Source organism: Ferrovibrio sp. (assembly GCF_025869515.1).
Lineage (GTDB): Bacteria > Pseudomonadota > Alphaproteobacteria > Ferrovibrionales > Ferrovibrionaceae > Ferrovibrio.
Map to the genome: position 1 here is coordinate 1 of NZ_JAOZVR010000100.1, position 18,680 is coordinate 18,680.

Annotated in this window: 17 protein-coding genes and 1 pseudogene; 7 read left to right on the forward strand and 11 right to left on the reverse strand. The window is 63.9% G+C overall.

All coding sequences use genetic code 11. The features are described from left to right. From OJJ21_RS17250 to OJJ21_RS17260, 3 genes and pseudogenes are all read right to left on the reverse strand, one after another. Positions 1-275: pseudogene (locus OJJ21_RS17250) on the reverse strand (transketolase); the annotation flags it as partial. 195 nt (positions 276-470) lie between these two features. Continuing rightward, entirely contained in the window at positions 471-2,792 is a 2,322-nt protein-coding gene (locus tag OJJ21_RS17255; RefSeq protein WP_297688096.1) for a methyl-accepting chemotaxis protein, read from the reverse strand. 164 nt (positions 2,793-2,956) lie between these two features. After that, positions 2,957-3,523, reverse strand: coding sequence for a chemotaxis protein CheW (locus OJJ21_RS17260; protein WP_297688098.1), 567 nt, complete (start codon positions 3,521-3,523; stop codon positions 2,957-2,959). A gap of 149 nt (positions 3,524-3,672) precedes the next feature. On the opposite strand from OJJ21_RS17260, the gene OJJ21_RS17265 reads away from it, so the two are divergent. After that, positions 3,673-4,458 (forward strand): aldolase/citrate lyase family protein, encoded by a 786-nt coding sequence (locus OJJ21_RS17265; protein ID WP_297688100.1) that lies wholly within the window; start codon positions 3,673-3,675, stop codon positions 4,456-4,458. A 2-nt stretch (positions 4,459-4,460) separates the two neighbouring features. On the opposite strand, the gene OJJ21_RS17270 is transcribed toward OJJ21_RS17265, so the two are convergent. Then, positions 4,461-6,581, reverse strand: coding sequence for a class I SAM-dependent methyltransferase (locus OJJ21_RS17270; protein ID WP_297688102.1), 2,121 nt, complete (start codon positions 6,579-6,581; stop codon positions 4,461-4,463). 75 nt (positions 6,582-6,656) lie between these two features. On the opposite strand from OJJ21_RS17270, the gene OJJ21_RS17275 reads away from it, so the two are divergent. After that, entirely contained in the window at positions 6,657-7,598 is a 942-nt protein-coding gene (locus OJJ21_RS17275; RefSeq protein ID WP_297688104.1) for a dihydrodipicolinate synthase family protein, read from the forward strand. Between the two features lie 54 nt (positions 7,599-7,652). Here the strand turns inward: OJJ21_RS17275 and OJJ21_RS17280 are convergent, their stop codons facing one another. Continuing rightward, a complete protein-coding gene (locus OJJ21_RS17280) occupies positions 7,653-9,353 on the reverse strand; it encodes an AMP-binding protein (RefSeq protein WP_297688106.1) in 1,701 nt (566 codons plus the stop codon). Between the two features lie 233 nt (positions 9,354-9,586). Here OJJ21_RS17280 and OJJ21_RS17285 point away from each other — a divergent pair, with 233 nt between their 5' ends. Beyond that, positions 9,587-11,308 (forward strand): EAL domain-containing protein, encoded by a 1,722-nt coding sequence (locus OJJ21_RS17285; protein ID WP_297688108.1) that lies wholly within the window; start codon positions 9,587-9,589, stop codon positions 11,306-11,308. 6 nt (positions 11,309-11,314) lie between these two features. Here OJJ21_RS17285 and OJJ21_RS17290 read toward each other — a convergent pair whose 3' ends face one another. Continuing rightward, positions 11,315-12,181, reverse strand: a complete 867-nt coding sequence (locus OJJ21_RS17290) for a MaoC/PaaZ C-terminal domain-containing protein (RefSeq protein ID WP_297688109.1) — start codon at positions 12,179-12,181, stop codon at positions 11,315-11,317. Positions 12,182-12,270: 89 nt separating this feature from the next. Between OJJ21_RS17290 and OJJ21_RS17295 the strand changes: the two genes are divergently transcribed. Continuing rightward, entirely contained in the window at positions 12,271-13,122 is an 852-nt protein-coding gene (locus tag OJJ21_RS17295) for a crotonase/enoyl-CoA hydratase family protein (protein ID WP_297688110.1), read from the forward strand. 11 nt (positions 13,123-13,133) lie between these two features. Here OJJ21_RS17295 and OJJ21_RS17300 read toward each other — a convergent pair whose 3' ends face one another. Beyond that, the gene (locus OJJ21_RS17300) at positions 13,134-13,571 is read right to left on the reverse strand and encodes a PaaI family thioesterase (protein ID WP_297688112.1); all 438 of its coding nucleotides are present in this window, start codon (positions 13,569-13,571) and stop codon (positions 13,134-13,136) included. Positions 13,572-13,701: 130 nt separating this feature from the next. On the opposite strand from OJJ21_RS17300, the gene OJJ21_RS17305 reads away from it, so the two are divergent. From OJJ21_RS17305 to OJJ21_RS17315, 3 genes are read left to right on the forward strand one after another with little or no spacing between them, the layout of a single operon-like run. Next, the gene (locus OJJ21_RS17305) at positions 13,702-14,892 is read left to right on the forward strand and encodes an acyl-CoA dehydrogenase family protein (protein WP_297688113.1); all 1,191 of its coding nucleotides are present in this window, start codon (positions 13,702-13,704) and stop codon (positions 14,890-14,892) included. A 34-nt stretch (positions 14,893-14,926) separates the two neighbouring features. Continuing rightward, positions 14,927-16,066 carry an acyl-CoA dehydrogenase family protein gene (locus OJJ21_RS17310; protein WP_297688115.1) on the forward strand — a complete coding sequence of 380 codons (1,140 nt, stop codon included), beginning with the start codon at positions 14,927-14,929 and terminating at the stop codon, positions 16,064-16,066. Between the two features lie 14 nt (positions 16,067-16,080). Continuing rightward, positions 16,081-16,938, forward strand: coding sequence for a phytanoyl-CoA dioxygenase family protein (locus OJJ21_RS17315; protein WP_297688117.1), 858 nt, complete (start codon positions 16,081-16,083; stop codon positions 16,936-16,938). Between the two features lie 9 nt (positions 16,939-16,947). On the opposite strand, the gene OJJ21_RS17320 is transcribed toward OJJ21_RS17315, so the two are convergent. From OJJ21_RS17320 to OJJ21_RS17335, 4 genes are read right to left on the reverse strand one after another with little or no spacing between them, the layout of a single operon-like run. Further along, the gene (locus OJJ21_RS17320; RefSeq protein ID WP_297688119.1) at positions 16,948-17,421 is read right to left on the reverse strand and encodes a diheme cytochrome c; all 474 of its coding nucleotides are present in this window, start codon (positions 17,419-17,421) and stop codon (positions 16,948-16,950) included. A gap of 2 nt (positions 17,422-17,423) precedes the next feature. Continuing rightward, positions 17,424-17,852, reverse strand: coding sequence for a DUF1924 domain-containing protein (locus OJJ21_RS17325; RefSeq protein ID WP_297688121.1), 429 nt, complete (start codon positions 17,850-17,852; stop codon positions 17,424-17,426). Next, positions 17,849-18,349: a hypothetical protein gene (locus OJJ21_RS17330; protein ID WP_297688123.1), complete on the reverse strand. Its 501-nt coding sequence runs from the start codon at positions 18,347-18,349 to the stop codon at positions 17,849-17,851. The genes OJJ21_RS17325 and OJJ21_RS17330 overlap by 4 nt, the downstream gene beginning before the upstream one ends. Positions 18,350-18,357: 8 nt before the next feature. After that, positions 18,358-18,627 (reverse strand): hypothetical protein, encoded by a 270-nt coding sequence (locus OJJ21_RS17335; RefSeq protein ID WP_297688125.1) that lies wholly within the window; start codon positions 18,625-18,627, stop codon positions 18,358-18,360. Positions 18,628-18,680: the final 53 nt, after the last annotated feature.

Consider the following 18,680-nt stretch of genomic DNA (forward strand, 5'->3'; position numbering starts at 1 on the left):
TAGCCGGTCAGGTAGAGCAGGGCATAGAGCAGCATCGAGCCATGACCGGCCGACAGCACGAAACGGTCGCGGTCAGGCCAGGCCGGCTGCTGCGGATCGAATTTCAGGAAGCGGCTGAACAGCACCGTGGCCACATCCGCCATGCCCATCGGCATGCCGGGATGGCCGGAATTGGCGGCCTGGACGGCATCCATGGCCAGCGCGCGGATGGCATTGGCCATCTCGGCATGGCTGGCAGGAGCGGAATGGCGGGGGGCGGCGGCAGGCTGCAGCATTGCGTGGGAATCCGGCATCAGAGGCGGCAAAAGCGGGCGGACCTTGCCGGGCAAAGCCGGGTCCGTCAACCCATGCCTGCCTGTCGCCGGAAGTCATTGAAAATGGGCTGTAATTCCCGCCTGCCGACTGCCTGTGCAGCGGCCGGCAGCGGCGGGGTGCAAAGTAGCTTCAGAGTCGCCCCGAACCGGAGCCGGTCAGCGCTGCCCCTCCAGCTTGAAGAAGCCGACCAGGCTGGCGAGTTCGTTGGCCTGACCGGACAGGCTCTGGGCGGCAGCCGTGGTCTCTTCCACCAGGGCGGCATTGCGCTGGGTCATCTCGTCCATGCTGCCCACGGCCGTATTGATCTGGTCCAGCCCGGTGGCCTGCTCGCGGCTGGCGGCCGCGATCTCGGCCACGATATCCGACACCTTCTTGATCGCGGTGACGATCTCGGTCAGCGAGCCGCCGGTCTGGTTGACCAGCGTCGCACCGGTCTTGACCTGGGCGTTGGATTCCATGATCAGCGCCTTGATGTCCTTGCTGGCATTGGCCGAACGCTGCGCCAGCGCGCGCACTTCCTGGGCGACGACAGCGAAGCCTTTGCCGGCTTCACCGGCGCGGGCCGCTTCCACGCTGGCATTCAATGCCAGGAGGTTGGTCTGGAAGGCGATCTCGTCGATCAGGCCGACGATGTCGGCGATCTTCTGCGCACTGCCCTCGATCTGGGTCACGGCCGTGACCGCATCGGCGACCACCTTGCCACCCTTCTCGGCGGTATCGCGCGCCACCACCGCCAACTGGTTGGCCGCCTGGGCATTGTCGGCATTCTGTTTCACCGTGGCGGTGATCTCGTGCATCGAGGCAGCCGTCTCCTCGATGGAGGCCGCCTGGCTTTCCGTGCGGCTGGCCAGATCCTGGCTGCCGGTGGAGATTTCATCGGAGGCAACCTTGACCGACTGCGCGGTTGTGGTCAGGCGACCGGCGAAATCGCGCATGCGCTCGGACATGCCGTTGACGCCATTCTTAATCTGGCCGAATACGCCCTGATACTCGCCGCGCACCGTTTTGCTGAGGTCGCCTCCGGCCATCGCGCTCATCGCCGTCGCCAGTTCCTCGGTCATCGCGCCCAGCGTGGCCGCGAGGCGATTCAGTTCCTGGCTGGCGGTGAGGAAGAAGCCGGCCTTGCCCTGCTCGTCGATGCGGGTGGACAGGTCGCCCTGCGCCACCTTGTTGACCAGCGCAGCAATTTCCTCGCCGGCAGCCTTTTCACGCGTTTCGCGCTCAAGTCGGCGACTCTCCGAATCCTCGCGCTGGCGCGCAATGTCGGCTTCGGCCTGCTCGCGGGCGATCATGCTGTCCTTGAATACCTGCACCGCCTGGGCCATGCGGCCGATTTCGGCGCCGCGATCGACGAAGGGAATCTCGACCCCTAGGTCGCGATTGGCCAACCGCTGCATGGCGGCGGTCATGCGCAGGATCGGGCCGCTGACGCGCCACTGCACGATCAGGAAGCCGAAGGCGGTGAAGCCGATGGCCGAGAGCAGGATGGCACCGCTCAGGATCAGGCTTTGCTGCGTCTGCACCATCTGCGCATTTGCCCGTTTGATGAGTTCGTCCAGCGCCGTGTTGGCGATGGCGTTCAGCATGTTGAGGCTCTCGGTCACCGTTGGCTGGTATTTCGACTGTTCGATCGGCGAGGGCTGCCCCGCGCTGAAGGCCTTGACGATAGCCTGGCGGTCAGTGCCGAGAGGACCGGTGAAGAATGTCTTGGCTGTATTGACCACGTCGCGCAGGGCGGTGGGGGTTTCGCTGCGGGCGGCGATATCGGAAACGATGCCCCAGGCGGTGGCAACGCGGCCGTCATCCTCGGCATGCGCCATGGCTTCGGCAACAGTCCAACTCTGGCCGGCAGACATCGTCGACAGGATACGCAGCACCAGCGAACCGACATAATTGCGCATGGTCCAGGCATTCTGCTTCACGCTGAGCAGCTGATCGACGCCAGGATCCACCAGCTGCAGCGACACTTCCAGGAAATCGGAGGCTTCCTGCACGGCATTGAGATAGCCCTGGGTGATGCGCGGCCAATCCTGCATGACCTGAGCGTCGCGCTGAGCCTTGGGCTGGCCGATCAGGGTCATCGCCCTGGGACGCATGGCATTGACCGCATCATGCGCCGCTTTCAGCTTGGCCAGAACCGGCGCAGAGCCGGGCAGGTCGGTGAGCGCGGCAAGGCTGGCATAGCCAGCGTTGAAACCCTCAATCGTGCCGTCGCGCTGGGCCGTGATGCTGTCCACGGTGTCCTTGACCGCGGGCGCCTCGGCACGGAACACGATCATGATGTTGCCGCGTTCCAGGCGATGCTGCTGCAGGCTACGGAAGAGGGATTGGCTGATCGGGGCGAGCGTGGCCACTTTCTGGGCCGCACGGTTGCGCTGGATCGCGTCGTTCACCGAAAAAGCACTGAGAGCGACCAGCATCAGTCCCAGAACGCCGATGACAAGGCCCAGGGTGGTTCGTATTGAAAAGCTAGGCATGATTACTGTATCCCCATAGAAGACGGCCGCTTTGCGGCGTTATGTCAGCAGGGGGAAGTTATCCGGTCTGCGCGGCATTGCCTTGCGAGATCATCGCAAGGTTATCGATATTTAACCCCGGGGGCTGTGTCGGATCGCTGTGGCGGGGTTGTTTGCGATTGCAATTAAGAGGCTGTGGCAATCGCCGCTTGGCCCTGCTGCGCCGCAATCTGTTCCATCTGTGCCGCCGTGGCCTGGTTGACCAGGCGGTCGAGATCCAGGATCGAGACCATGCGCTCATCGCGCGCCACCAGAGCACTGAGGAACTGGTGATCGTCGGCCATGCCTGTATTGGGCACGCCCTGCAGGTCGCGCTGATCGATGGAGAGAATATCCGACACGGAATCGACCAGCAGGCCGAAAGTGCCGTTGACCGCCACAACGACGATCACGACATGCATGCGGGTCGGCGTGGTGCGGCCGCCGCCGAAGCGGACGCGCAGATCGTAGATCGGCACGATGGTGCCGCGCAGGTTGATGATGCCGCGGACGAAATCCGGCGTGTTGGGCAGGTTGGTCACCTCGGTCCAGGCGCGGATTTCGCGCACGCTCAGGATGTCGATGCCATATTGCTGGCTGTCGATGGCAAAGGTCAGATACTCGTTGCTGCTCACCGGATCGGCTCCCTGTATTGCTCCACGCCCGGTGGCGGTGGTTGTCTGGCCATTGGTGGCCGCAGGTAGCTGAGCCATAACCCTCTCCTTGCCGCTGGAGTTCCTGCTCGAACGCAAAGAACCGACGTTTCCGCGATTTTTTAGCACATATTCCCCTTGTGCCGGGACGATTTATTCTTTGTTGTATCTCCGTCCGTCCAAGGATTTTCGGGGAGGAAGTTAAGGTCATGCAATTGCCCGCCAATATGTTCAAGCGCGCGCTCAAGGAGCGGCGGCCGCAGATCGGGCTGTGGTGCTCGCTGTGCAGCAACATCGTCGCCGAAATTCTCGCCACTGCCGGTTTCGACTGGATCGTCCTGGATACCGAGCATTCGCCGAATGAACTGCCGATGGTGTTGCAGCAGCTGCAGGCCATGCAGATCGATGCCAATACCGCCAGTCCGGTGGTGCGTCCGGCCTGGAACGACACCGTGATGATCAAGCGTTTCCTCGATATCGGTTCGCCGAATCTGATTCTGCCTTTCGTGCAGAATGTTGAGGAAGCGAAAAAGGCGGTCGCCGCAACGCGTTATCCGCCGAAGGGAGTGCGTGGCGTATCGGGCAGCCAGCGCGCGAATCGTTACGGCCTGGTCGCCGACTACCATGCCAGGGCCGAGACCGAGATCGGCGTCATCCTGCAGGCCGAGACCCGGGATGCCGTCAATCGCATTCCGGAAATGGCCGCCGTGGAAGGCGTGGATGGTATCTTCATCGGTCCGGCAGATCTCTCCGCCAGCATCGGCCATCTCGGCAATGCCGCGCATCCCGAAGCGCAGTCTGAGATCATGCGGGCGCTGAAGCTGTGCATGGAATCCGATGTACCGGCAGGTATTCTGGCACCGAACGAGGATGATGCCCGGCGCTATCTCGATGCCGGCTTCACCTTCGTTGCGGTCGGAGTCGATCAGGGCCTGCTGACCAAGGCGACCCGCGATCTGGCCAAGCGCTTTCGGGCCCATGTCGGCCGGAGCTAGTTTCAGCTCTTGTGCCGGACCCAGAAGCGGTAGCAGTTGCTGAACAGGCCCGGATTCTCCAGCTCCATGGCTGTCCAGTTGTCGAGATCGACAGCGGTGGGATCATTGGGGAACCGGGCCCGGTAGCTGGCCAGCGGCTTCGGCGAGTTGAACTCGAAGCCGAGGAAGTCCAAACCGGCCTGATCAATCAGGCTGCGCAGTTGCGTCGGTGTATAGCGATGCTCCTGGCGGTGGAAGACCAGGTCGCGCAGGTCGCTGAGCGTATGGAAGGCGCTCGACTGCATCAGGCGCACGGCCAGGTCCGGCGCCAGCCGCAGCACATCATGGCGGAAACGCCGCACGTCATCGGGGCTGTCGGTGTAGCCCTGTTTGGCGATCAGCTCGCGGGCGGCGACCACGTCCCGGCGTCCGACCTCGCTGTATAGGCCAAGCATCATATAGCCGCCCGGCCTGAGCAGCCTGACCAGCTGGGCCAGGCCGACGGCCGGTTCGCGCAGGTGATGCAGCACGCCGAAGCTTTCGATCACATCGAAGCGCCGGTCGATCTCGCCGATACGCAGGATGTCGGCCTGGGCGAAGTCGACATTGGCGATGCCAATCTCGCCGGCCTTGCGCTTGGCGTAGGCCAGGCTGGTGCGGCTGAGGTCGATGGCCAGCACCTTCGCATCGTAGTAGCTGGTGGCGGCAAGGATGGCATGCAGGCCGGTGCCGCAGCCGGCCACCAGGATGTCCGGATGGGCGATGCTGGAGGTCGGGATTGTCTGCAGCGGCAGGGCGGTGCGCAGGCGAACGGGCACGCTGAGCGGTGTGCCGAGGATCGGTTGGTGCCAGCGCGGAAACGGGCTCTCTTCGTACATTTCCTGCACGAAGCGGCTGGTCTGGTCCTCGATTGGCATCAGTGCCGGGATGGCGGCGGCGAGCAGCCGTTCCGCCAGCGGTTCGTCGAGCTGGCAGCGTTTGAGCTCGGCATAGTCGGGTGGCCATGTGGCCGCGGCCAGCCGTTCGGCATCCGGCTGCCGGTGCAGCGGGCGATAGGCGGCCAGAATCGCGAAACGGTCTGGGGCCGCAGCCGGGTCGAGGCCGGGCAGGGCGGCTTCGAGTTGCTGCAACAATGGCTGCTCATCTGCCGAAACGCGGTCGACATATTCCGCCTGGAAGGCGCGCACGGCCAGCAGGGCGATGAAACGGCGATGGGGCTCCAGCTGCCCGGGCTGATGCACGGCCAGATGCAGCAGGCCGCGGCGCAGCGCCATCAGGCGGTTGGCAATCACCGGATGGCTGACCAGGCCATGTGCCAGCCAGGCGGCCAGCGGCGCGATGGCGGCAATATCTGGTGCATCCGGGCGGTCCAGCAGTGCGGCCACGGCGGCTGGCGGCATCTGGTCGATCACGGCGAGTGCGGAGAAGACCGGATCGAGGCGGATCGCGCTTTCGATCAAGGGTTCGAGGTCGCGCGGCTCGATACCCGGGCTGCCAAGCAGCGGCAGCGCCATGGCGATCAGCAGTGCATCGGGCTTTTTCAGCCGCAGGTCGCGCAGCGAGCGGGCGAATCCGATCTTGTAGCGTAGCGTATCGGGCGAGGCCTGCAGGGCGCGGCCGAAATACATCATCGCATTCTTGGCATCGCCTCTCGCCATCAGCGCGAAGCCGAGCATGTAGTTCAGTTCGGGGTGTTTTTGGTTGCCGAACGGGCGGGCGGTCTGCAACACGCCGATGGCAGCGTCCAGCGCTCCCTCGCTAATGAACAGATGCGCCAGGCCGATATAGGGATCCGGCATCTTCTGGTTCAGCACGATGGCGGTGCCAAAGCATTTCTGTGCCGCCTCGCGGTCGCCGGCGGCCAGCAGGGTATGGCCGAGCGTGAGGTGGTAGTTCTCAAAATGGAAATCGATGGCGATGGCCTGCTCGACCAGTTGGCGGGCCTGATCGAGCTGGCCGCGCTGGAGCGCGATATAGCCCTTCAGGTGCAGGGCATCGGCGAAGTCCGGCTCCTGTTTCAGCAGGCTGTCGAGAAAACTTTCGGCCTGGGCGAACTGGCCGTTCTCGATGCCACGCATGGCGGCCCGCAACATGGGCAGGAGATGGGCTTTGGCGGCGATGGCGGCAGAATCGAGAAGCGACATTTCGCTTTGCAGCAGGATGCGGAAGATGATTACTCTAGCACTTAGTAGGGGGAACGCCCAGTTGGAGCAAACAGAATGAAGACGACGACCGTAACCGCGGCCGATCTGGCCGCATCTGTGTTCGCCGTGCCGCCGCTGGCGCGCTATTCCGACCTGACCCTGAACGAGGACGCGAATCGGCAGCTGATCGGCTATCTGGAGGCCGGCGGCGTGCGCGGCCTCATGTACGGTGGCAATGCCAATTTCTACAACATTTCGGTCGGAGAATATGCCGAGGTGCTTGATTTCCTCGTCAGTGCCGTCGGCCCGGACACCTGGCTGATCCCGTCCTTCGGTCCCGATTACGGCAAGCTGATCGACCAGGCCCGCATTCTGCGCGGCTCCAAGGTGCCGACTGCGATGGCACTGCCGCTGACCTTTCCGGCCACGTCGGACGGCATCGAAACCGGACTGCGCCGGGCCGCCGTCACCATGGGCAAGCCGCTGATCCTCTATATCAAGTCCGACAACTACATCGCCCCCGAGGCTGCCGGCCGGCTGGTGAAGGAAGGCATGGTCTGCGCCGTCAAATACGGCACGGTGCGCGCCGATCCGGCGCAGGATGACTATCTGAAGCGCCTGCTCGACCAAGTCGATGCCAGCCTGGTGATCAGCGGCATCGGCGAGCGTCCGGCGATCACGCATCTGCGCCAGTTCGGTCTGGGCGGGTTCACGTCCGGCGCGGTCTGCGTGGCGCCACGCGGCTCGATGGCGCTGCTGAGGGCCATCAAACGCGGCGACTGGGTCGGCGCCGAACGCCTGCGCGAGGCTTTCCTGCCGCTGGAAGACCTGCGCGACGGCATCAGTCCGATCCGCACGCTGCATGACGCGGTCACGCTGGCCGGCATCGCCGATATGGGACCGATGCTGCCGCTGATGACTGGTCTGAATGCCGTCGAGCGCCAGCGCGTGCAGCCCGCCGCCCAGGCGCTCAGGGCCTGGGACGGGGGACTGGCCAAGGCCCAGGCGGCCGAATAGGCGCCAAAAAAAGCCCCGGCTGAACCGGGGCTTTTTAGTGAGGTAAAGCCGACGTCAGTCGGCGCCGGCCTTTTTCTTTTCTTCCTCGACCAGTTCCTTCTTCGACAGCTTGCCGATCAGGGTCTTGGGCAGGGCGTCGCGGATGTCCATTGCCACCGGCATTTCATGCTTGCCCAGCTTGTCCTTCAGGAACTCTTTCAGTTCCTCGAAGTTAAAGGACTTGGCATCGGGTTTCAGCTTGATGAAGGCCTTGGCCGACTGGCCGCGATACTGGTCAGGGATGCCGATCACCGTGCATTCCTCGACCGAGGGATGCTCGTAGATCGCTTCCTCGATATTGCGCGGATAGACGTTGAAGCCGCCCGAAAGGATCATGTCCTTCTTGCGGTCGACGATGAAGATATAGCCTTCCTCGTCGATATAGCCGACATCGCCGGTATGGAACCGGCCGCCGGCAAAGGCTTCCGCCGTCGCTTCCGGCTTGTTCCAGTAGCCCTTCATCACATTAGGACCGGTGATGCAGATTTCGCCGGTTTCGTTGATCCCCTTCACTTTCAGCGGATCGTCGACATCGACGATCTCGATGGTCACGCCGGGCAGCGGCAGGCCGCAGGAGCCGCGCTTGCGCTTGCCGCCATAGACGGTCTGCGTGCCGGCCGGCGAGGTCTCAGTCATGCCCCAGCCTTCGATCATCTTGTGGCCGGTGACGCTTTCGAACTTGTCCTGCACTTCCACCGGCAGCGGGGCACCGCCGGAAGCGCAGAATTTCAGCGCCGACAGATCGTAATCCTTCAGGGTCGGCAAATTGACGATGGCGGCATACATGGTGGGCACGCCGGGGAAGATGCTGATCTTCTTCTTGTGCAGGTCCTCCACCACGGCCTTCAGCTCGAAGCGCGGATGCAGGAAGAACTGCGCGCCGATGGTCAGCATGCGCAGCAGCACTGCGCTCAGGCCGTAGATATGGAACATCGGCAAGACCATGAGCACGCGCTCCTTGCCGTCTTCCAGCGAGAGCAGCTGGTTGCCCTCGGTCCAGGCACCATACATATGCACGGCGGCGGTGATGTTGCCGTGCGTCAGCATGGCGCCTTTCGGCTGGCCGGTGGTGCCGCCGGTATACTGCAGAATTGCCACTTCTTCGGCCGGGTCCTTCACCGGATGCGGCGTGTAGCGGCCGTCATTGGCGATCAGGTCCGAGAAGCGGATATGCCTGTCGTCCTTAGGTACCGCGGCGATTTCCTTGCCCTTGGCCAGCGGGAACAGCAGGTTCTTGGGGAAGGGCAGCACATCGGGCAGGCGGCAGACCACCACCTTCTTCAGCCGCGTGGTGCCGAGCATCTTGCCGATATTCGGATACAGCGCCTTGAGATCGAGCGTGACCATGATGTCGGTCTGGCTGTCCTCGATCTTGTAGCGCAGCTCGCGCTCGGCATCGAGCGGGCTGTAATTCACCACCCGGCCGCCGGCCTTGAGAATGGCGAAGAAGCAGATCACGTAATGCGGCGTGTTGGGCAGGAACAGGCCGACATGCACGCCGGGGCCGACGCCGAGCTGCTGGAAACCCTTGGCGGCGCGGTCGACCAGGTCGGAGACCGCGGCATAGGAATAGCCCTTGCCCATGAAGTCGAGGCAGGGATTGGGTGCGAAGCGGGCCACCGCATCGTCGAGCAAGGTCCAGATCGGCTTGGCCTGGAAATTCTGCGCCCAGGTCACACCGGCCGGATAGGATTTTTCCCAAAACGGAGCGGTCATCGTTTATCCCCCTAGACTTCAAACATCCGGGCGGCCGCTGCCGGTCCGGACCCTGCCATTCTAGGAAGCGGCCGGGATCAACGCAACGTCGCGCAGCGTCAAGTCAATTTGGCTCATGCGAGCCGTTGCCTGGCTGATCCGCGCCCTGTGTATAACCCGGCCGCCGGGTTGCGCCCGCAGGCGCCGGCTGGCACACTCCGGACCGGATTTTCATGTTTTCCAGTGAGGCCAGAATGGGCGCCAAGGATATGCGGGCGGAGCGCGACCGTTTTGTCGCCTTCGCCTTCTCCGCGGCCGACCTGATGCTGGAAGTCTCCGGCGAGGGCCTGATCACTTTTGCCTCCGGTGCCGCCCGGCTGATCGCCGGCAGCGAAGCCGAAGCCCTGCTCGGCCGCAAATTCGCCGACCTGATCGACGACACCGACCGTCATTTCCTGCTCAACCTGCTGGGTGGCCTGGCCGTCGGCGGGCGGATCGAGCCGGTCACCGTGCGCCTGCTGCAGCCTGACGGCACGCCCGGCGCGATCTGCGTGCTGGGCGGCTGCTGCCTGCCGCGCCAGGATGGCCGATACTACCTCACTCTCTCCAATGCCCGCCTGCCGCAGGCGGAAACCGCGCTGGCCAACAAGCGCGATTACCAGACCGGCCTGTTGGCCGCCGACGATTTCGAGACGCTGGCCGGCGACCGCCTGAAACTGGCCCGTGAGCTGGGCTCCGAGGTCAAGCTGACCCTGATCGAGATCGTCGGCCTGAAGGAACTGGTCGAGACGCTGCGGCCAGAGGAAAGCCAGAATCTGATGGGCGATGTCGGCGCCCTGATCCGCGCCAAGTCGATCGGCGGCGATACCGCCGGCCTGATCGACCCCGAGAAATACGGCATCCTGCATGCCAATACGATCGACCAGGATGCGGTGGCGGCGCAGGTGCGTGATCTGATCAAGCAGAGCGGCGCGGCAGCGGCCGAGGCGGCCGAAAACCTCGGCGTGCGCGGCGCCACGCTGGACCTGCATCTGAAGGCGATGAGCGACGAGGATGCCGCCAGCGCCATGGCCTTTGCCGTCGACCGCTTCGCCAGCGAGGGATCTGCGGCCTTCGCGCTGCATTCCACTGAGGAAAGCCTGAAAGCGCTGCTGCAGAAGACCGTGTCACGCGTGCGCGCGCTGCGTTCGGCGGTGTCCAGCCGGCAGTTCAACCTGGTGTTCCAGCCGATCGTGCGGCTAGATACCCGCACGCTGCATCATTACGAGGCACTGTCGCGTTTTGAAGACGGCGGCTCGCCCTTCGAGACCATTCGTCTGGCCGAAGGCGTGCACATGATCGGCGAATTCGATCTCGCCGTGGTGCATCGTGTGGTCGAGCTGCTGTCCGAACGCCGGCGCCAGGGCGAGATCATCGACGTGGCTGTCAATCTCTCTGGCCACAGCCTGGAAAGCTCGGTCTTCATGGCCGCCTTGCGCGAGATCATGGCCGACGATCCCGGGCTGCGCCGCCAGCTGATCTTCGAGATCACGGAATCGACCCAGATCACCAACCTGGTGCATGCCGCCAATGCCGTGCGGCAGCTGCGTGATGATGGCCATTCCGTCTGTCTCGACGATTTCGGCGCGGGTGCTGCGTCGTTCCCGTATCTGCAGGCGCTCGAGGTCGATTACGTCAAGATCGACGGCGCCTATGTGAAGGCGCTGCAGAGCGCTGGCCAGATGCGCGACCAGGCCATCCTCAAGGGCATGGTCTGGCTGTGCAAGGAACTCGGCATCGGCACGGTGGCCGAAATGGTCGAGACCGAAGACCAGGCCCGTCTGCTGCTCGATTTCGGCATTGATTACGGACAGGGCTACCTGTTCGGTTATCCGGAAGCGGTGCCGCAAATGGAGCCGCTGCGGTTCGACGACAAGCCGGCGGATCGTCCCGGCGATCACCGCAACCCGAACGAATTCAAGCTTGGCCGTCGCTAGGCGGCTTCAGTCGCGTAGCTCGACCCGGCCGTGATCCAGCACCACCACGTCGCGTTCCACCAGGCGGGCGCGGAAGGATACGATATTGCCGTCGCGCCAGATCTCGGTGTGGATGGTCTCGCCGGGAAACACCGGTGCCGTGAAGCGCGCGTTGATATCGGCGATCCGCGCCGGGTCGTGGTCGCAGGCCGCCTTCACCACGGCGCGCACGGCGATGCCATAGGTGCACAGGCCATGCAGGATCGGCCGTGGGAAACCGGCGGCGGCGGCAAAGGCCGGGTCGGCATGCAGCGGATTGCGGTCGCCGCACAGGCGATAGAACAGCGCCTGGTTGGCTTGCGTCTTCAGCGTCACGCCGGCATCCGGCTGGCGGTCGGGGATGACATGCGGCCTGGGCGGCAGCTCTTCCGGTTTGCGCACCGGCCCGCCGAAGCCGCCGTCGCCGCGGGCAAAGGTGGTGGAGAGCAGCGTGACCAGCTTTTCGCCGCTGGCGGCATCGCTGATGGTATTCTCCACCAGCATGATGGCGCCCTTGCCGGCACCCTTGTCGAACACATCCCTGATGCGGATTTTCGCGCGCACGCGGCCGGCGGCGGGCAGGGGCTTGTGCAGGGTGATGCGCTGCTCGCCATGCACCACCATCACGTAGTTGATGCCGGTGCGCGGCGTCCAGCTGTCGTCCCAGCAGATCACGGTCGACAGGCTTGGGAGGGCACGCAGATTTTTCTCGAAAACGAAGGGCAGTTCGTCCAGGTCCATCGGATCCTGGCCCATGCCGGTGCTCAGCGCGTAGAGCATGGTCTCGCGGTCGCCGTATTCGACCTCGCGGGCCGGAATGTCGAGCGCGATCAGTTCGTCATAGACAATCGGCATGGTTCCTCCCTTAATTCTGTCCTGACTCTAGCGGCGCAGATCGCAGGTCGCCAGCCTTGACGTAACGTCAGGCCTCTCAGGAGGAAGCCATGTCGTATAAGACCTTCGATTTCAGTATCGCCGATCATGTGGCCCAGATCGTCTTCAATCGCCCGGACAAGGCGAATGCGATGGTCCTGCCGTTCTGGCAGGAAATGGCCGATGTCTTCGCCGAGATCGAGGACCGGCCCGAGATCCGCGCCGTGGTGATTTCCTCTACCGGCAGGCATTTCACCGGTGGCCTCGATCTCTCGGCCTTTGCCAATATCGCCGGCGACATGCTGCAGGGCGATCGCGGCCGAGTCGGCGAGCAGATGCGCCGCGCCGTGGCCGAGATGCAGGAAAGCTTCGCGGTGATCGACCGGTGTCGCGTGCCGGTGCTGACGGCGGTCCAGGGCGGCTGCGTCGGTGGTGGCGTCGACCTGATCTCGGCCTGCGACATGCGCTATTGCACGGCGGATGCCTGGTTCTGCATCCAGGAAATCAACATCGGCATGACCGCCGATGTCGGCACGCTGCAGCGTCTGCCGCATCTGATGCCGGAAGGTCTGGTGCGCGAACTGGCCTATACCGGCCGTCGCATGCCGGCCGACGAGGCGCTGAAAACCGGCTTGGTCAACCGGGTGTTCGACAGTCAGGACGACATGCTGGCCTTCGTGCTGGATGTGGCGCGCACCGTCGCGTCGAAATCGCCCCTCGCCATCCACGGCACCAAGGAAATGCTGAATTACACGCGCGACCACGGCGTGGCCGATGCGCTGAACTACATGCAGGTCTGGCAGGCGGGCATGTTCCTGACCGGCGATCTGATGGAGGCGATCCAGGCTGGCCAGGAAAAGCGGCCGGCGAAATTCGCCGACCTGCTGCCGGCCAAGAAGCTGGTGCGCAAACGACAGCGGTAAGACGCGGTCGACTAGCTGACGCCCAGCACCTTCCAGATGCCTTCGGAGGTCAGCACAATCTTGTCGGCCCCAGTCTGTTCTCTTACCGTGGCGGTGCCCTGGATGAAGATCAGGCTGCGGGTCTGGCGCACGATACGGCCGCGCATCTCGACGAAGTCGCCGGGTTTCACGGCGGCGATGAACTGGTTGTTCAGCGACACGGTCGCGCAGGCGGTGCGTTCCACTGCATCCCACACCATCCAGCCGAGGCAGTGGTCGGCAAAGGTCATCAGCATGCCGCCATGCACCACGCCGCGCGAATTGGTGTGGCGCTCTTCCGCCAGCAGGCCGTAGGCCGAGCCGGCCGGTCCTTCGGCTTCGCGCCTGACCCAGATCGGTCCGACTTCCGTGGTGAACGGCCCCTGGCCGGAACGTGGCTTCCAGCCGGCGGAGCTAGGGTCAAACGTCATACCCGAATCCTTCTGTTACACCGCGAATTGAGCAACTGAATCGCGTCAATGCAAGGCCTTCCCCTGCGTCACGCGCTTGCCTGCCGCTGCCGCCGGACTTAACCTTCCCGCCGTTACAGGGAGAAACGCCATGGATCTCGAATTCACGGCCGAAGAACGCGCCTTCCGCGAGGAGGTGCGCAGCTTTATCCGCAACAGCCTGCCGCCGGCACTGGCCGAGAAGACGCGGCAGCGCATTCATCTCGACAAGGCCGACTTCGTCGCCTGGCACAGGATTCTGCATGCGCGCGGCTGGGGCGCGCCGAACTGGCCCCAGCAATATGGCGGTCCGGGCTGGAGCCCGGTGCAGCGCTACATCTTCGACGAGGAATGCGCCACTGCCGATGCCCCGCCGCTGGTGCCGTTCGGCATCAGCATGGTCGGCCCGGTGATCTATACTTTCGGCACCGACGCGCAGAAACAGAAATACCTGCCGCGTATCGTCAGCATGGATGACTGGTGGTGTCAGGGTTATTCCGAGCCCGGCTCGGGGTCCGATCTTGCCTCGCTGCGCACCAGGGCCGAGAGCGACGGCGATCATTATGTGGTGAACGGCCACAAGATCTGGACCACCCAGGCGCAGCACGCGAACATGATGTTCTGCCTGGTGCGCACCGATCCGGCCGCCAAACCGCAGGAGGGCATCTCCTTTCTGCTGATCGACATGACCGATCCGGGCGTGCAGGTACGGCCGATCATCTCGATCGACGAGGGCCACAGTGTCAATGAGGTGTTCCTCGATAATGTCCGTGTCCCCAAGGCAAATCTCATAGGGCAAGAAGGCAAGGGCTGGACCTATGCCAAGTTCCTGCTCGGCAACGAACGCACCGGCATTGCCGAGGTCGCCACATCGAAGCAGCGCCTGAAGCGGCTGAAGGATATCGCCCGCGCCGAGCAGTCCTGCGGCCGGCCGCTGCTGCAGGATCCCGATTTCCGCGCCAGGGTGGCGGCCATCGAGATCGACCTGCTGGCGCTGGAATATACCAACCTGCGTATGCTGGCGGCCGAGAATGCCGGCAAGGGCGTGGGGCCGGAAGCCAGCATGCTGAAAATCCGCGGCTCGGAAATCCAGCAGGGCCTGACCGAACTGGCCTGCGAGGCGCTCGGCTATTACGCCGCACCCTATGAACACCGGCCCGATGGCTCGAACCAACCGCCGGTCGGCCCCGATTACGCCCAGGGCCGCATGGAAGCCTATCTCTACTACCGCGCCACCACGATCTACGGCGGCTCCAACGAAATTCAGCGCAACATCATCGCCAAGATGGTGCTGGGCCTCTGAACGCAGCGACACGCAAGACAGGAAAGAACGCGAGATGGATTTCCAATTGTCCGAGGAACAGACCCTGCTGGCCGACAGCGTCGAGAGCTGGCTGCAGGACAAGTATGATTTCGACCGCTGGCGCAAGCTGGTGAAGACCGATCTGGGTTATACCGAAGAAAACTGGAAGACCATGGCTGAACTCGGCTGGCTCGGCATCTCGCTTCCCGAGGATGCGGGGGGGCTGGGTGGCTCAGCGGTCGACACCATGCTGCTGGCCGAGCGATTCGGCCGCCATATGGTCGCCGAGCCGTATTTCTCCACCGTGATCCTGGGCGCCGGTCTGATCCAGGCCGCCGGCGATGCCGGGCAGAAGGCCGAATGGCTGCCGGCGATTGGCGAGGGCAAGGCGAAATGGGCCTTTGCCCATGCCGAGCATGGTTCGCGTTTCGCGCTGAACGAGGTGCGCACAAAGGCCGTCAAGAGCAGCGATGGCTGGACGCTGAGCGGCAAGAAGATCGTGGTCTGGGATGCGCCGAGCGCCGACCGGCTGATTGTGCTGGCCCGTTCGGCGGGCGGCGACACTGACGAGAAGGGGCTCGGACTTTTCGTGGTCGATGCCAGCTCCGCTTCTGGGGGTGCCGGCGTGGCGCGGCATGACTACCGCACCGTCGATAACCGCCGTGCCAGCGACATCCAGTTCGATCATGCTCCGGTGCTGGCAGTGCTGGGCGATCCGGCCAACGCCATGCCGGCGGTCGAGGCCGTCGTCGACCAGGCGATTGCCTTCATGGCCTCGGAAGCTGTCGGTGCCATGGCGGCGCTGCATGAAACCACGCTGGCCTATGCCAAGACGCGCAAGCAGTTCGGCCGTGCCATCGGCGAGTTCCAGGTGATCCAGCATCGCCTGGTCGACATGATGATGCAGGTGGAAAGCGCGCGTTCGCTGGCGCTGCTCGCCAGTCTGAAGGCGGCGGCAGAGCCGAAGGAACGCGCCAAGGCGGCGGCGGCGGCCAAGGTGCAGCTCGGCCGTTCCGGGCGTTTTGTCGGCCAGCAGGCCGTGCAGGTGCATGGCGGCATGGGCATGACCGACGAACTCAATGTCGGCCATTACATGAAGCGGCTGATGATGCTCGACACCACCTTCGGCAATGCCGACCACCATCAGCGGCGGTTTGCTGCCTTGAGCGACTAGGAAAGGGCTTCGGCATGGAAAAGATGGTCGTCAGGGACGTCAGCCAGTATTTCCGTGCCGAGCTTGCCCGCAAATACCGCTCGACCGCCGGCAGTCAGGAGCAGGTCGATCCCGCTCTGATCGATGTCCTGATGGCGGAGATCGAACGCGACGGCTATGTGATCCTGGAGAATCTGTTTTCGGCCGACGAAGCTGCGGCGATGCGGGCGGCGCTGCAGCCGCATTACCACGACTACCTCGGCCGCAACAGTTTCGAGGGCTTCGGCACCAAGCGGCTCTATGCTGTGATCGAGAAAACCCTGGCTTGCAATCCGCTGGTCGAACATCCGGTGATCCTGGCGCTGCTGGACCGCATCTTCGAGCCGAACTACCTGCTGTCGCAGTTACAGGCCATCGACATCCTGCCGGGCGAGGCGGCTCAGCCGCCGCATCACGACGATGCCTTCTATCGTGTATCGCGGCCCCGTGCGGCGCTGGGTGCCGCCACCATCATGGCAATCGACGATTTTACTGCCGAGAACGGCGCCACCCTGCTGATTCCCGGCAGCCACAAATGGGACGACCGCATGCCGACGGCAGAGGAAACAGCGCGTGCCGTGCCGGCGGTGATGCCGAGCGGCTCGGTGCTGTTCTTCATCGGTACGCTGTGGCATGGCGGCGGCGCCAATGTCAGCAGCGCAAGCCGGCTCTGCGTCACCGCCCAGTATTGTGCGCCCTGGTGCCGCCAGCAGGAGAATTTCAGCCTGTCGGTGTCGCGCGAGCGAGTGAAACAGTGCAGCGAGCATGTCCGCCGCATGCTCGGCTACAGCATCCATCCGCCCTTCATGGGCTTTGTGAACGGCCTGCACCCCAAACGGCTGCTGGAAGACTGAAGCCGTGTTTCAGTCGTCGAACCACCCCTGATCGGCGCGCGGGTGGCAAGCCAGGCAATTCGATTTCGTCACCACTTTGGGATCGCGCCAGACGCGGTCGGGGAAATCGTGCTCGCGCAGGAAAGCGGGATTTTCCGTGATGCGCTGCGGTGTGCCCGCTGGCGCGACCCAGCGCATGAAATCGCGCAGCCCGCGGCCGTTCGGGCCATTGCTCGCATTCTGCACCAGATACGCCTCGATCTGCGCCGCCTGCTCCGGCGGCAGGGCGGCATCCTCGCCGAAATGGTCGTCGAGACCACCCATCAGTGCCGACCATGACCGGCCCGGCAGAAAGCCCGGCGGGAAGGGCATATGGCATTCACCGCAGGCTTTCCGGGTCAGTGCATCGGTCACCGGCGGCAGGTATTTGCTGCCGGCCAGCGCATCCATCACCGCCATGACCTGCAGCAGTATGGCCAGTGCGACAGCGACAAGCCGCGTCATGTCTATTGCCCCTGCATGAAGGTAATGTAATCGCCGCGCTCCAGCGGAGTGCAGTCGCGGCCGATCACCGATTTGCAATCGCGGGCGAAATGCTTGTCCACTGTCGCTGTGTCGGTATAGCGCTGCGGATTGCTCGATACCGCAGCCGGCTCGATCAGGCGGCCGGTCTTGGCATTGCGGCCAATCTGTCGCGGATCGGCGGTATGGCAGGAGACGCAGGATGGCGTGCGGACATCGCCGCTGCCCCACTGGTTGCGATACAACGCCTCGCCACGCTGGGCGGAAAAGGTCGTGAAGCCGGAATCGGCGGCCTTCGCCTGCCGGGCATAACCAACGAGGATCGCATCGCGATCCGCGGCACCGGCGGCCAGCGCGGTCAGCGGCAGCGCCAGAGCGGTGCAAGCGATAATCGACAGAGCACGGATTGTCATCGGGCAGATTCCTTCCACAGGCGCCAGCCGGTCAGGCGCTGCGATATCCAGGTAACGATGCGGCGGCCGTTATAGATCGTGATGACGAAGGCGATATGGCCGAAGATCACCCACAGCGAGGTTTCGGCAATACCCTCATGCAGGTCTTCCATCCAGGTCACGACATCGGCGATGGCACCGCTGGCAGCGGCGAGACCGACCATGCCGAGCAGGGTGACGGCGAACCAGGCGAAGAAGGGATTGCGGCCGCGGCGGCGGCCGAACCAGGCCAGCGTTGCGCTCAGGCTCGGTCGCGGCAGATGCCATACATTGCCGGCCGGTGCCAGCATGCCGACCAGCAGGCGGACCGCGATGGCCGCCAGCACCGTATAACCAGCGAAGAGGTGCATGGCATAGGTATCCTCATCGGCGGTGATATAGGCGACGAGGAAACCGCCGGCGAGAACGGCGTGCCAGAGGTGCAGCAGGGTGAAGGCGTATTTTTTCAGGTTGAACATGGATTGCCTCAATCGTCATGCTCGGCGTCATGATGAGGCTTGCGGTCGCCGCGATGGTGCTTTTCCATCCTGTCACCGCGATGCTTATCGTGGCGCTCTGCCTTTTCGCGTGACGTCGACGACCGGTCCGGCTGGATGTAGCCGTTATCCGGGGCAGCCTGTTGACTGGCGTTGGCGTGCTGCGACGGTGCGGAATCCGCCACAGCGGCGTAGGCGGCGGCAGCGCCGGCGATGATGGCGGCAGCCACCAGACCCTGAAACAGCATTTTGCGGAGCATGGCATTTCCCTCGTGTTTGCGATGGGTGAATGCTAGCGGAGGTGGGCTGAACC

Excerpts from the sequence above, each read along its gene's own strand:
- OJJ21_RS17280 (WP_297688106.1), bottom strand. The coding sequence starts at position 9,353 with ATGACCGCTCCGTTTTGGGAAAAATCCTATCCGGCCGGTGTGACCTGG.
- OJJ21_RS17320 (WP_297688119.1), bottom strand. The coding sequence starts at position 17,421 with ATGACGCGGCTTGTCGCTGTCGCACTGGCCATACTGCTGCAGGTCATG.
- OJJ21_RS17300 (WP_297688112.1), bottom strand. The coding sequence starts at position 13,571 with ATGACGTTTGACCCTAGCTCCGCCGGCTGGAAGCCACGTTCCGGCCAG.
- OJJ21_RS17330 (WP_297688123.1), bottom strand. The coding sequence starts at position 18,349 with ATGTTCAACCTGAAAAAATACGCCTTCACCCTGCTGCACCTCTGGCAC.
- OJJ21_RS17255 (WP_297688096.1), bottom strand. The coding sequence starts at position 2,792 with ATGCCTAGCTTTTCAATACGAACCACCCTGGGCCTTGTCATCGGCGTT.
- OJJ21_RS17290 (WP_297688109.1), bottom strand. The coding sequence starts at position 12,181 with ATGCCGATTGTCTATGACGAACTGATCGCGCTCGACATTCCGGCCCGC.
- OJJ21_RS17285 (WP_297688108.1), top strand. The coding sequence starts at position 9,587 with ATGGGCGCCAAGGATATGCGGGCGGAGCGCGACCGTTTTGTCGCCTTC.
- OJJ21_RS17275 (WP_297688104.1), top strand. The coding sequence starts at position 6,657 with ATGAAGACGACGACCGTAACCGCGGCCGATCTGGCCGCATCTGTGTTC.
- OJJ21_RS17335 (WP_297688125.1), bottom strand. The coding sequence starts at position 18,627 with ATGCTCCGCAAAATGCTGTTTCAGGGTCTGGTGGCTGCCGCCATCATC.
- OJJ21_RS17315 (WP_297688117.1), top strand. The coding sequence starts at position 16,081 with ATGGAAAAGATGGTCGTCAGGGACGTCAGCCAGTATTTCCGTGCCGAG.
- OJJ21_RS17260 (WP_297688098.1), bottom strand. The coding sequence starts at position 3,523 with ATGGCTCAGCTACCTGCGGCCACCAATGGCCAGACAACCACCGCCACC.
- OJJ21_RS17325 (WP_297688121.1), bottom strand. The coding sequence starts at position 17,852 with ATGACAATCCGTGCTCTGTCGATTATCGCTTGCACCGCTCTGGCGCTG.
- OJJ21_RS17310 (WP_297688115.1), top strand. The coding sequence starts at position 14,927 with ATGGATTTCCAATTGTCCGAGGAACAGACCCTGCTGGCCGACAGCGTC.
- OJJ21_RS17265 (WP_297688100.1), top strand. The coding sequence starts at position 3,673 with ATGCAATTGCCCGCCAATATGTTCAAGCGCGCGCTCAAGGAGCGGCGG.
- OJJ21_RS17305 (WP_297688113.1), top strand. The coding sequence starts at position 13,702 with ATGGATCTCGAATTCACGGCCGAAGAACGCGCCTTCCGCGAGGAGGTG.
- OJJ21_RS17270 (WP_297688102.1), bottom strand. The coding sequence starts at position 6,581 with ATGTCGCTTCTCGATTCTGCCGCCATCGCCGCCAAAGCCCATCTCCTG.
- OJJ21_RS17295 (WP_297688110.1), top strand. The coding sequence starts at position 12,271 with ATGTCGTATAAGACCTTCGATTTCAGTATCGCCGATCATGTGGCCCAG.